The 13,528-nt window shown below is 27.2% G+C and carries 12 protein-coding genes and 1 pseudogene; 2 read left to right on the forward strand and 11 right to left on the reverse strand.

All coding sequences use genetic code 11. The annotated features are described in order from the left end of the window. Nucleotides 1-213 (forward strand): annotated as a pseudogene (locus Q1X91_RS11735) (hypothetical protein); the annotation flags it as partial. Nucleotides 214-508: 295 nt separating this feature from the next. On the opposite strand, the gene fabV reads toward Q1X91_RS11735, so the two are convergent. From fabV to Q1X91_RS11765, 6 genes are all read right to left on the reverse strand, one after another. Further along, nucleotides 509-1,687 carry an enoyl-ACP reductase FabV gene (fabV, locus tag Q1X91_RS11740; RefSeq protein ID WP_300757601.1) on the reverse strand — a complete coding sequence of 393 codons (1,179 nt, stop codon included), beginning with the start codon at nucleotides 1,685-1,687 and terminating at the stop codon, nucleotides 509-511. Between the two features lie 97 nt (nucleotides 1,688-1,784). Next, nucleotides 1,785-2,888: a glycosyltransferase family 2 protein gene (locus tag Q1X91_RS11745; protein WP_300757604.1), complete on the reverse strand. Its 1,104-nt coding sequence runs from the start codon at nucleotides 2,886-2,888 to the stop codon at nucleotides 1,785-1,787. A gap of 32 nt (nucleotides 2,889-2,920) precedes the next feature. Continuing rightward, nucleotides 2,921-3,619, reverse strand: a complete 699-nt coding sequence (locus Q1X91_RS11750) for a hypothetical protein (protein ID WP_300757608.1) — start codon at nucleotides 3,617-3,619, stop codon at nucleotides 2,921-2,923. A 57-nt stretch (nucleotides 3,620-3,676) separates the two neighbouring features. Then, nucleotides 3,677-4,594, reverse strand: a complete 918-nt coding sequence (locus tag Q1X91_RS11755; protein WP_300757611.1) for a hypothetical protein — start codon at nucleotides 4,592-4,594, stop codon at nucleotides 3,677-3,679. A gap of 42 nt (nucleotides 4,595-4,636) precedes the next feature. Next, nucleotides 4,637-5,440 (reverse strand): MgtC/SapB family protein, encoded by an 804-nt coding sequence (locus Q1X91_RS11760; protein WP_300757614.1) that lies wholly within the window; start codon nucleotides 5,438-5,440, stop codon nucleotides 4,637-4,639. Nucleotides 5,441-5,464: 24 nt separating this feature from the next. Continuing rightward, the gene (locus Q1X91_RS11765) at nucleotides 5,465-5,887 is read right to left on the reverse strand and encodes a PTS sugar transporter subunit IIA (RefSeq protein WP_300757616.1); all 423 of its coding nucleotides are present in this window, start codon (nucleotides 5,885-5,887) and stop codon (nucleotides 5,465-5,467) included. Between the two features lie 200 nt (nucleotides 5,888-6,087). On the opposite strand from Q1X91_RS11765, the gene Q1X91_RS11770 reads away from it, so the two are divergent. Further along, on the forward strand, nucleotides 6,088-6,540 hold the full coding sequence (locus Q1X91_RS11770; protein ID WP_300757619.1) for a dual specificity protein phosphatase family protein: 453 nt from the start codon (nucleotides 6,088-6,090) through the stop codon (nucleotides 6,538-6,540). 498 nt (nucleotides 6,541-7,038) lie between these two features. Here the strand turns inward: Q1X91_RS11770 and Q1X91_RS11775 are convergent, their stop codons facing one another. The 5 genes from Q1X91_RS11775 to Q1X91_RS11795 all read right to left on the reverse strand — a co-directional run bounded on the left by Q1X91_RS11775 (nucleotide 7,039) and on the right by Q1X91_RS11795 (nucleotide 13,337). Then, nucleotides 7,039-8,169: a HEAT repeat domain-containing protein gene (locus Q1X91_RS11775; RefSeq protein WP_300757622.1), complete on the reverse strand. Its 1,131-nt coding sequence runs from the start codon at nucleotides 8,167-8,169 to the stop codon at nucleotides 7,039-7,041. 79 nt (nucleotides 8,170-8,248) lie between these two features. Next, nucleotides 8,249-8,848, reverse strand: a complete 600-nt coding sequence (locus Q1X91_RS11780) for an OmpA family protein (protein WP_300757625.1) — start codon at nucleotides 8,846-8,848, stop codon at nucleotides 8,249-8,251. 21 nt (nucleotides 8,849-8,869) lie between these two features. Then, nucleotides 8,870-9,487, reverse strand: a complete 618-nt coding sequence (locus Q1X91_RS11785) for an OmpA family protein (protein WP_300757628.1) — start codon at nucleotides 9,485-9,487, stop codon at nucleotides 8,870-8,872. 146 nt (nucleotides 9,488-9,633) lie between these two features. After that, nucleotides 9,634-11,490: a methyl-accepting chemotaxis protein gene (locus Q1X91_RS11790; protein WP_300757631.1), complete on the reverse strand. Its 1,857-nt coding sequence runs from the start codon at nucleotides 11,488-11,490 to the stop codon at nucleotides 9,634-9,636. A gap of 134 nt (nucleotides 11,491-11,624) precedes the next feature. Then, the gene (locus Q1X91_RS11795; RefSeq protein ID WP_300757634.1) at nucleotides 11,625-13,337 is read right to left on the reverse strand and encodes a methyltransferase domain-containing protein; all 1,713 of its coding nucleotides are present in this window, start codon (nucleotides 13,335-13,337) and stop codon (nucleotides 11,625-11,627) included. Nucleotides 13,338-13,528 lie beyond the last annotated feature (191 nt).

A 13,528-nucleotide genomic window follows, 5' to 3' on the forward strand; every position in this document is an offset into this window, starting at 1 on the left:
GAAGAGAGAAGACTAGGAATAGAAGAAGGAATTAAAAAGGGCAGAGAGGAAGGTATTAAAGAAGGTATTAAAGAAGGTATTAAAGAAGGTATTAAAGAAGGTATTAAAGAAACACAAATATCTATGGCTAAAAACATGAAAAATGATAGAGTAGATTTAAATACTATTTCTAAATATACAGGATTAAGTATAGAAGAGATAAAAAACTTGTGAGTTCCTGCAATTCTAACGAATGACAGGGTTTATTAACGAACAAGTTTTTTATAAATAATATAGAAAATCGAAAAACTATAATAAAAAAATTCTGAGCATTTTAACTTTATTTAAATACTGAAGTAAATATACTGTGTATCAAGTAAGAATAATAAAATAAGGCTCCGCAATTAAATATCAAACGAATAAAATAATCAAATATAAAAAATGCCTAACAATAAATAAAAAAAGCGAAGCTCAAATATAAATATTCAAACTCCGCTAGTAATATAATTATTTAAACTTTATTATAATATCATATATTAACGTCCAAACTATAATCAATACCCTCTTCATCAAAACCATGCATATTCATATAGTCTTTTCTAAATAATGCTAAATCTGCTATTTCTTTTACATTATCTTTTGTAAGTTTATTCCACTCATCTAAAACTTCTTTCTGAACATCTTCTCTTAATTCCCAGTCATCTAGTCTTATTCTGTTATCACTGTCAACTGGTACTTCTCCGCCATTAAAAAGTTTTTCACTTATAAGTCTGTACATCTGCTCTATACAGCCTTCATGAATACCTTTCTTTTGCATAACTTTAAATAATATACCTATATAAAGAGGAACTGTAGGTATAACAGCAGAAGACCTAGTTACAACAGCCTTATTTACTGATACATAAGCATGACCTTTTACTTTCTCCTGCATCTCTTTGTCCAATTCATGAGCAGCTGCCTCAAGATGATCTTTAGCCTTTCCTATAGTACCATCTCTGTATACAGCTTTAGTCATTTCAGGACCTATATAAGAATATGCTATATTTATGGCATTTTCAGAAAGCATATCAGCATTAAGCAAAGCATCAGTCCATAATTTCCAGTCTTCGCCGCCCATAACTTTAACAGTAGATTTTATATCATCTTCATTTGCAGGCTCTATTGATACCTCAAGAAGCTCTTCAGTCATAAAATCAACGCCTATACCGTTATATTTTTTTCCTATAGGCTTTAATGATGAACGATAAACTGTTCCAGTAGATTCATCAGTTCTTACTGGGGCTGCCAAACTGTATATTACTAAATCTATTTTCTCTCCGTTAAAAAATGATTTAGCCTCTTTAATTACTTCCTCTTTTGAAGCATTTAAAAAAGCGTCAAGTATCAAGTTTTTATCTTTAACCCCATCTTTTTCAGCAAATGAAGAAAAAGCCTCATTATTATACCAGCCAGGTGTAGCAGTTCTTCTCTCTGTAGCAGCCTTCTCAAATGATACACTCAAAGTTTTAGCCCCAAGTCCGTAGCTTATGGCTATTCTGCTTGCAAGTCCGTATCCGCCTGAAGCTCCCAATATAAGTGCATTTTTAACATTTGATTTTACTTTTGGTTTTGATTTCACATAATTTATCTGCTTTTCTACTTCCTTTGCACAGCCTAGAGGATGAGCAGTAATACATATATTATTTAAAATTTTCGGCTCTACTACCATATATTTATTCTCCTATCATTTTATTATATTCAACTTAACTTCAATACTTTATAATGAAATTGTTTTTTTTTCAATTATCAAAAGATTAATAATTATATCATTTCCAATTTTTCTCTGCAAGTTTATCCAAATTAACTTTTTTATACTTCTCTCTCAAAGTAATAGAAGGTATCCACCAAGCAATATCAAAAACTTTCTTTTTAATTGATTCTATTTTTTCTAAATATACATTATAGTCATCATAAGTTTTCATTATGTACATACTATAAGCATAAAAAGCATGCTTTTTTCTGTCTATTTCTGGATTAAGAGTTTTCATAAGTTCATGACATTTTTTATAGAATTCATTTTTATTATCAGCCTTATAATTATTAAACACAAATAAAAAAGAAGTAAAATTATAAAAATTACATTCTTCAAGCAAACCTATATCTTTTTCTTTGTAAAAATTAAATATATTTTTAAATACTTCCAAAGAATCAGAAGCCATTTTATTATCTTTTTCTATAGAATGTGTTATAGATGACTTTCTCTGTACATAATAATATTCAGCATTATTATTATAATACATTTTTGGTGTATAAAGCAGATATTTATAAAAAAATTCTGTGTCTTCAGATACTATGAAATTCTGAAATTTCATGTTATTTTTTATAATAAAGTCTCTCTTAAATATTTTATTTACACTTGAAACTAAAGGATATTCTGGAGTATTTTCTTTTTCTGTAGTGCTCACATTAAAATTGCTTATTCCCTCCTGCCAAGTATTCCTAAATTTCTTCTTCCATATATGTATTCTATTATGATAGTAAGGCTTTATTATATTATCCCTTACAATATTAAGGTTATTTGTAAAAACTATATCAGCATCATATTTTAAAGCTGTTTTATAAAGCTCTTCTAAATAATTGCAAGAAATATAATCATCAGAATCTATAAAAGAAATATACTCTCCAATAGAAGCATTAATTCCTTCATTTCTTGTAAGTCCTATACCAGAATTTTTTTCATTATTTATAAGTTTTATTCTTTTGTCTTTTTGAATATACTCAAGAACGATATCTTTAGAACCGTCTGTTGAACAGTCATTTACACATATTATCTCTATATCTTTTAATGTCTGATTTATTATACTATCCAAACATTTTTTTAAATATTTCTCTACATTGTATATTGGAACAATTACAGAAACTTTTATCATAATAAAAACCTTATAAAAATATAATTATATTATTATTGCCAAGATATTCTATACTCTTCGTCTTGTTTATTATACTTAGAATACGAAGGATCTGTGATATTAAAAGTAAGTTTCAAAACATTATCAGTAAAAGCAAAAGTCAAAGTAAAACTATACTCTTCTCCATTTTCATTTGTAAAACTCTCTGTTTTTGTAAAAACTGTATCTTCAGTGTATGGATCAGTTATATCAATATAGGCATCTGGAAAATAACTGCAAGATATTCGCTCAGAGGTTACAGTTATATTATACAATTTATCCTTGCTGTAATAAACACCTATTCTTTCGCTTATTTTTATATTTGTGCTGTCTGATTTTTTTTGAAAATATACTTCATTTCCTGAATATCTAAATGTAGAGTATAAAAAATCTATAAAATATGTGTTAGGTTCTACCCCGTTTATAGTTTCTTTTATATCAAATGAAAAAGTTTTATTTGTGCTTTCAGGATCTCCCAAAAAATATGTACCTAAATTATTAGCAATATTATTTCTGCTTCCTATAAAATTAATATTTCCAGTATCAAATACTATAAAGTCAAGTTTAATATCTTCTTCAAAGTTTACATTAAGAGAATATCTGCCTGCTCTGTCTTTAAGTTTTTGTGTGTCTCTAATATCTGTAGGTAAATTACTGCATGATAAACATGATAAGAAAAAGATGAAAACTATAAAATGTTTAATGTATTTCATAAATATTATCCGAATATTATTATAACAGTATTATATCAAAAATATAATAAATGTAAATTAATAAACCTTAATATTATTTTCAAATCTTTTATCTGATATTAATCTATTAAAATCATTTATATTATCATATGTAATAAATATATTTCTTTTTCTATTTATAGTTTCCAAAAACAACTCAATTAAATCATTGTTATTTTCTTCTTTTACTTCTTCTAATGAAAAATTTTCTATAAATACATTAAATGAATTATAATTTTTAAAAAACATTTTTATAAGTTCATATCTGTTTTTTATATTACTATTTTCTTTATTATTATTTTCTCTTAAGTTAATCTCATGAACTTTGTAAATAAAATCTCTAACAGCCATATTCTTTTTAATAGCATAATCAAAATCATTATAATCAGCAATGTATGCATTTCTATATATGTTTCCCGTAAGAAGTATTTTTATAATATGCTCAATAACAAAAATAAAAATATCTATTTTCCTGCTAAAGAAAGCTCTTGAAGAAAAAGAAAAACTATTATTATAAATAAAAACTATATCTATAATATTGCTTTCATCATTAAAAGCTGAGCTGATATTTATATTATTATCTGAAGTGCATAATATTGATAATTTTTCTATGCTTTTATTTTTATTTTCTGGAAATAATTTATTTAAAATATTATCCTTATTTTTTTTAAGTATATCATTAACAAAATCTATGCATTCTATAATCATATTATTATCAATTACAGATGAATACTGATAATGCTCTATTATTCCGCTTATAGTTTTACTTATAGACATTATCTCATAATCATTAATTTTATAAAACTCAAAGAAATGCAAATCGCCTATATACCAAATTAAATTAGCCAAATAATTATATTTATTTGAAATCAAAGTAAGAGGATAAAGAGAGATTTCTTTTTCTTCTTCTATAATATTATTATCAATAATAAAATTTTTTATGTATATATTTTCCATAGATTAAAACTTTTAATTATATTTTAAATTTTGATTTTTCTATTATTTTAGAGAATGCAAATCAACTTTATCTCTCATACGTTCAAGCATTTTTATAGGTCTTATACCCAAACTCTTTAATATATTTTCTATATTAACATAATCAAGACTAGGTACAAATATATGAACCTTACTTATGAGATTCGGAGATAATACAATATCTTTATATGCCTTTTTATCATTATTAAGAGCCTCTTTCCAACCCAATATCTCCAAATTAATAAGTTTTATACCAAATCTGTCAAGTTCTGTTTCTATATCTATTTTTGAAGAGCATTCTATCAAATAAATTATTGACTTTTTCTTATTTGCTATAAAGTACGGTATAAAAAATCTGTAAATAGAAGTGCTTAAAAATATACAAATACAGCCTATAGTAGATAATACCCACTGACCAGACCCTATAACTATTCCAAGACATGCAGTAACCCATACTATAGCAGCCGTTGTTATACCATGAAGTTTGCCTCTGTTTTGTATAATCATACCAGCACCTAGAAATCCTATACCAGATACAATCTGAGCAGATATTCTGTTGTAATCAGGAGTAGTATATAAAAGCTCGCTTCCAAGCCTTATAAGCTCTTCATTTTCAAGCATAATAGCATGAGCAAAAACATCTTCATAACATGATAAAATAGCAGCCCCCATACATACTATACTCGTAGTTCTGCTTCCTATTGGTTTTTTATGCTGTGCCCTCTCCCAGCCTATAAATATGCCCATAATATAGGCTACAAATATTCTTCCCGTAATCTCTAATATACTATAGTCAGCTAATACATGTTTGATAGATTCTTTTATCATAAAGTTTATTATACACCAAAAAAATTAAAAATCTATATCTTTGTATATTTCATTTTCATTCTTAGAATATAATGTTATAGAATCTTTAGAAACACTTATAAGTTCATCAATAAGTTTCTTTGTATTATCATGCATATCTGAAGAAAAATATTCTATAACCATATCAAGATTGACACCGCTTATAAGACAAATATTATCATTTTTTCTGTAGAATTTGCTTGCTATATTAAAAGGTGTTCCGCCGTATATATCAGTCATTATTAAAATATTTTTATCTTTATGTTTATCCAATACAGATATTAATTTTTCCTCTACATCATTAAATGTATCATCAACATGCATAGCAACTATATCATAATCTGATAAATCGCCTAGTATCATTTTTGCTGACTCTATAAGTGCAGATGCCAAATTACCATGGCTCATTAATATTAAATTTGGCTTCATAATATATCCTCCTGTACTTAAAAATCATTCACATTTGTATCTAGTATATATTATAAATATAATAATTGTTTTTAATTATTCAATTTAATTGTAAACAAAATTCTTATTTTGTCGTAATATTTTTTACAATATAGTAATCATTAAGAAAAGTAATTGACAAAATAAAACCTTTAATTATATTATAGAAGGAGCGTATAAATATGAAAAAATTATATAATAATCTTTATGTAGGAGGCGACAGCGACTGCAGAAAATTTAAAGGTGCTATAGTGCATGCCTGTCAAAGCTGTTTTGTTAATGGTGTTCATGGTAATGTAGGTGATAAAAAGGTCTTTGAAAATAATAATGATCTTTATTTGAATCTATTAGATATATCAAGTCTTTCATTTGATTATGCTTTTCCTATGATAAAAAGATCTATTGAGTTTATAGATGAACATATAAAAGATATGGAAGTACTTGTTCATTGTAATTTCGGAATGTCAAGATCTCCTTCTATAGCATTATTATATATGGCCAGAAAAGGCTATATAAAAAATACTTCTTTTAAAGATGCATTAAATGATTTCCGTAAAATATACAATTACTATTCACCAGGTATGGGAATGTATAATTATTTTGACAGATACTGGAAAGAAATTATGACATTTTAAAAATCAGATAATAATTTTAAATACTCCCAAACGCACGTTTAATAGATTCTTATATATAAAAGAAATTAGATTTATTAATCAATCTGTATTTTTAAAATCAACTCTGCGTGCGTTGAGTGAATTTAAAATTTAAATCACGCTTTGGGCGGGTGTACTTTAAGAAATATATGCAATATAGATTTAATAAAAACCGATTAAAAAATAAAGTCTTTAAAATCTAAAAGGGCGGGGATTAAAGTAAAGTTAAAAAATTTATTCTAATTCCCACCCTTTAAATTTTTAAGCGTTATTATACTATTTATAAATAATTTTCATTTTTTAGCTTTTACTGTTATTCTGTCTGCCCACCCAAGCGTTATTTAAATTTATGATACTTTTCAACGCACGTTTAACTTAATTCTCATAAGTAATGAAAATTAGAATTATTAATGAATTTATATTTAAATAATTTATTCTACGTGCGTCTCATTAAAGTTACAATATTTATATACTGTATTATTAATTGCTCTCTTTATCAGATTCTTTACCAGATAAAGATTCTTCTATTGTAGAACTGCCCTGACTGCTATCATCACCTACTATAGATTTAGCCAAGTTCTTTATTTTATCACTTGCCGAAGATGCTGCTAATGTTTTTATAGCCTCATACATATTTCCAGTAGGAGGAGAATCTTTATACAAATTAAGTATTTCTGTAGTAATAGCTTCAGAATTATCATTTTTAAGTCTGTAAAGCAAAAGCTCCTCTATTTCAGGTTCGGATTTATAATTATTCAAAGCCTTTATAGCATATATTCTAACAGAATCGCTATCATTTTTTGCAGCTTCAACTATATTCTCTTTTACATCACCATAAGCACTATACTCTGGAAGTATATATATAACTCTTGCAGTAATTTCTGGTAAATCCTCTGCTAATAATTTTTGAAGTATTTCATAATTCTCAGCACTAGGATAAGCTCCCAAAGCTACAACTCCCATATAACGCACCAAAGCAGGCTCTCCGGCATTCTGAGATGCATTACGGCAAATCTCTTCGCCTTTAGGATTTTTAGTTTCACTGAAGTATCTTAATATTTCAACTTTTGTAGAAGAGGCTACTGTATTATTAGTATATTTTTCAAGCAGATAATCAGCAGCAGCTTCTGATTTCATAGCCCCTAATGCATTTACCATACTGTCTAATACTAATCCGGAAGCATTTGTAATTTCTGCCATTATACCGCTTTCAAATTGAATATCTGGGTAAATAGAACATAAATAATAAGCCTCTTTTCTTACATTATCATTTTCATCTTTTATAGCATATTCTATTATACTTTTAGCATTATCATTTTTTATTTGTTTAAAGAAATTAATAATTTCTGTTTTTACTCTGCTATTCATCTCTTCTGGATAATAAGCTGCAAGCATAGCAATATCGGCTTCATTTTTTGTTCTTCTTATTTTTCCGATGGCAGCTATTTTTTGTGAAGGTGTTCCATATTTAAAAGCATTTTCATATTCGGCGTTAGGCAGGTATGATGATGCTTCTGCAGGAGATGATGTATTTTCTGCTTCATTAGTTTGAGAAAAAGCTGAAAATGATACAGCTATTAAAAATAAAAAACTAAAAATAATATTTTTCATAAATAAAAATTTCCTTAAAAGTTTAAAACCCCCTTTTATTTCTAAAAGGAGGTTTATTTTTATGTTTTAGAAATAAAAATTAATTTCCTTGATATGTGCTTTCCTGTCTAACATCAAGCTGAGAGATATATGTATTATACTTAAGCATATCATCATCATTTTCTATTATGACAAACTCATATCTTCTTAAAGCATCTTGAGTAGGATATTCTGGAAGTGCCTCACCCAAAGGACTTTCTATCACTCTGTCAGAAGCTACTCCTTTATCTATCAAGTATGTTTTTCCATTTTTAGCTCTTACAACAGATAAATTATAGTTATAAGGATAAGCTATTCCCCTATTGCTTGTATGTGCTTCCAAAATTATATTTGCATTAGTATTTTTATCCAAGAACTCTATTACCTGATCAAATGCCGCTTCAGCAGATAGGGGCATATCAGTCTCTACCAATTTGAATATAATTTTCGGATTAGTTTCAAGTATTCTTCCTCTGTCAGTTTCTCTTATAGAAGTGTTTTCAGGCAAATAAAGCTCTGCAGTTTTTTCTTCTTCAGCTGCAACAACAGGTGCAGGCTCTTCTGCTATAACAACATCTTCAGGAGTACTGTTTTTAGGAGTGCTCTTACATGCTATGACAAAGATCAATAAAGTAAAAAATATAAATATGATTTTTTTCATTATATTGTTAAAACCTCGGCATTAATTTGTTTCTTTGTTAATGTCGACAGTTTTAGCAAAATCGTTATATTTTTTCAAATCATCTTCATTCATTATGATGATAAATTCACATCTTCTATTTTCTTTAAGTGTAGGATACTCAGGTAAAGCCTCTCCGAAAGCATTTTTCAATAATTTGCTGTTTTCAGAGCCTAATTTTATTATATAATTAAAACTGGTATCTGCTCTTCTTTGAGAAAGCTGATAATTATATGGAGCAGGACCTTCTTTGCTGGAATTACCTTCTACCATTATTCGTATATTTGGATTATTTTTTATTATTTGATAAACTAAATTATAAGCCTCTTTATAGCTTCCTATTTCTACAGTATTATCAAATCCGAATTTCACTTCATAAGCAGAATTTCCGCTTTTTCCGATATCTGTTTTAGATTTAGGGTCATGAAGTACTAATACCTTACCTCTTGGAGTTTCTCTAACTGCAGCACCATCAGGCAAGTTATAACCTTTTGCATTTTGATTAGTGGCTTCTGTTGTCTTAAATCCGCTTCCCTCTTCAGGTCCAGTAGCTACAGGTGCACTTTTACATGCTACTATAGATATAAAACTTAAAGACATAATTAAAATTATTTTTTTCATGATCACTTTTTCCTTGTATCATATTTTTATATTGTTAAATAACAGTTTAAAAACAATTAACATAACACATAATTATAACAAATTCATAATTATAATCGTAAAATATAAGCTATATATGTCATAAAACTTTATAATGACAAACTATTTTATATCTTAAAAAAGCTGATAGTATTTTCCAAGACTCTTATCTTATCAAGAACTTCATTTGACGCTCTGTTAGAATCCTCCACTAAAAGTGCATTCTGATTGGTAGCATCATCTATTTTTGCTATGGCAATATTTACCTGATCTACCCCAGACTGCTGCTCCACTGCTGTTTCTCTTATTTCAAGAATTATTTTTGAGGTTTCATCTATTTTTTCTTTAATTTCATTAAATATATTCTGGGATTCTGAAGCACTATTTGAGGCTTTTAAAATACTTTCATATGTATTATTAACAAGTTCGGTAATATCTTTTATTGAAGACTGTGTATTTTGTGCTAAATTTCTTACCTCACTTGCAACTACAGCAAAACCTTTGCCCTGATCTCCCGCACGTGCAGCCTCTACTGAAGCATTTAAAGCTAATATATTTGTCTGAAAGGCTATATCTTCTATAATCTTGGTAATATTTTTTATCTTTTCGCTTGCTTCATTAACTTCGCTTATATTATTTGTAGTTTCTAATATTATATCTCCTGCCTTTTCTATTGAATTTTTAGACTCTGTCATCATGTTATTTCCCATAATAGCATTATCTGTAGAAGACTTTATTGTAGAAGCCATCTCCTCCATAGAACTGGCGGTCTCCTGTAAACTGGCTGCCTGATCTTCTGTACGCTTTGATAAATTATTATTGCCTTTTACCAAATTTTCTGTAATATTTTTTATATCATCAAGCTCTTCCTTTACTTTTGTAATAATATCTGTAAGTTTATCTCTCATAGCATCAAATGAATTTGAAAGTACTCCAAGCTCATCATTAGATTTTATTATATTATTATCAGCTTTATGTGTTAAAATGCCTTTTTCTATATCTTTTGCCTCATCAGATATATATGTCAATCTTCTCATTACACTTCGTATAAATAAAAATACAAAAATAGAAATCAGTATTATAGAAACTGCCCCTATTAAGAATATAACTATACCCAAAAGTCTGCTCTTTGCATATACTTCACTTTCTACTATACTTACTATCAAAAGCCAAGGAGAAGATGATAATTTACTAAAAATAGATATTCTTTTTTGTGAGCCTGTATCTGCTCCTGAAATATAGCTGTCAATACCGCTTCCCTGTTCAAAATTGGCTCTATAATTATCACTGGTTTTCATTCCTAATCTTTCCGGATTTGTATGTATAATAATATTTAAATCCTTATCTATAGCAAATATATTAATATTTTCTGATAATTCTATATTGCTGAAGTATAATCTATTAACTCCTGTCCAATCATACATAACATATAAATAGCCTTTTAGATTACCGCTTTCATCTTTTATTCCAGTACATGCAAATATAGCCCATACTCCTTTAGCTATTGATTTTGTTATTTTTTTAGAAAATGTTACAGTGTTGCCTGCATTTTTCATATCGGAAGCTGCTTCTGGGTGAATAGATAATATATCTTTACCCAATAAATTGCTGCTCATACTTGAATCTATTATACATATACCATTAGAATCGCATATACCCATATTAATTATATATTTATTATAATTAACATATTCGCTTATTGAATTATAAGCAGAATTCATATTATCTTCTGTTCGATTTTCTATCAAGTTATAAATATCTGGGTGAAAGCTATAAGTATCAATTAACATCTTTTGATCATTAATCCAGCTGTCAAATAAAGAGCTGTAGCCTGAAAGTATATTAGAAAAACCTTCTAATCTGGTATCAATTAATGCTTTGCTTGCCATTTTTATGGAAATGATTAAAAGTAAGGCTACCATTATAACTATCGATAAATTAATCATGGCTGTGATTTTGAAGCTTAAACTATTGTGCATTTTCATAATATTATTTCCTAATTATTGTAAAATAAGTTCTCATACTTGTATTATATGTAAAAAATAAAATATTGTAAACATTTTTTATAAAATTATTTTACATTTTTATTGGTTTTATGTATAAAAATGGTACTTATTTATTAATATTTCTGATATATACACTCAAATGTATCGCCTAGATTTTTCTTTTTGGCTGAAATATTGTATATTTTGTACAGTAATTTATTTTTACTAATAAACTTTAAATTAAATATATCGCAGAATCTATTATAATAAACACTTTGGTTTTCTAGGTTTATACATTTTAAGGAATATTTTGATAAAAGTATATCCAAAGATTTGGGATTAGCTTCAAAAGCATGATCGCTTGGCACAATAGAAAAATAATTTTTATTAAATCTTCCGCTAAGACCATATCCATTAGGTGTAGCAAAAGCTAATATACCATCATCTTTTAGAGAATATATTATACGCTCTAAAATATTTTCAAAATTATAAATATGCTCTATAACATACCAAGCTGTTATTATATCATATTCTTTTTCTTTATATTCAAAATCAAGAAGCGAACAATTATGAACATTAAGTTTAAGAGTATCTCTGCAGTATGATGAAGCATATTCGCTTATCTCTATTCCTTCAGTTTCATAGCCGCATTCTCTTGCCTCATTAAGAAAAAATCCCATAGCACTTCCAATATCAAGAACTTTACCTCTAGGCTTTAGTTTTTTTATTTTTTCTAAACGTCTTCTTGCTAAGGCTGTTAGATTTTTACTGTCTTCTTCATAGGTTTTTCCGTATTGATTCTTATAATCTTCTACAAAATATTTGGAAGAATAATCCGTAAATGGAGGAAGAAAGTATTTTCTAAACAAAGTATGACATTTTAAGCAGCTGTAAAGATTGGACTCTATATTTCTGTTTTTCATCTCTATATGAGTACTTCCGCAGAAAGGACATATTATATCTTTAAAATCTTTTATATTATCTATTATTGTTTTTATACGCTCAAGTGATTTTTCTGTATTTATAGACTTGCCGTTTTCTAAATATTTACTTTGAGTATCTTTATTAAATAAAAAGTCTTTTAATTTTGAAACCGCTTCATTTGTATTAACATCTTCAAAAAATCCCAAATTAAAAAATAATTCATCTTTGCTTCTTGCCAAATCATCATGATATCTTGTAGGAGAGAGAAGTACTGTAGGTATTGAGGCTTCTATACATTCAAATGCTGTAAGACCAAAATATGTTATAACAGCACTGTATGGGATTACAAATATATCCGGACTAAAGTCTTTATACTTTATATTACTGTATCCGCTTTCTTCTTCTTTTTCTATAAGCACAAAGTTTTTATCTTCTATTTTACTTATAATATCTATTGCCTTTTTTTTCAAATCATTATTAAATCCTAAATAAAGAAGAACTGGGGCATTCTCATCATATTTTGGTTTTATATTAGAATTAAGTATAGTAGCTATAAAAGGCTTTATATTAACATCTTTAGAATTATCTATATTTGGAAGCATCTCTATTACTATATCAGCAAAAGCTCTCTCATCTCCTACACTGTCTATTATTATAACATTGCTTATAGTTTTTAATTCTTTTATAAACTTAGATTCTACTTCTCTGCTGTCTACTATTATTAAATAAGGATTTAATGATTTTATTTCATTATATTTACAGCTTTGTATAGTTTTATCTTTAAATAAATCGCTGTTATTATTAATAGAAGAAAATACAAAATTATAGTATTCTTTAAGCCTGTTTGCTATAAACTTCATACGGGTAATATGTCCGAACCCATATATCGTACCTATATCTGTTATTATACATATGTTGTGCATGAAAACTAACTATTTCTAAAAAAATTTTATAAAATGATTTTAGGTATTATATAATAAAAAAATATAATTACAAACAAATATTTTATTTATAAAATGTTTAAGAGCCATAGATATTGCACAGTTTTAGTTTAAAAAAAGGAGGTATTCCTTATAATTTAAATTATCACAACAAACAAAAAGGAATAGCTATG

Origin of the sequence: uncultured Brachyspira sp. (genome assembly GCF_949287625.1) — a bacterium.
GTDB lineage: Bacteria > Spirochaetota > Brachyspiria > Brachyspirales > Brachyspiraceae > Brachyspira.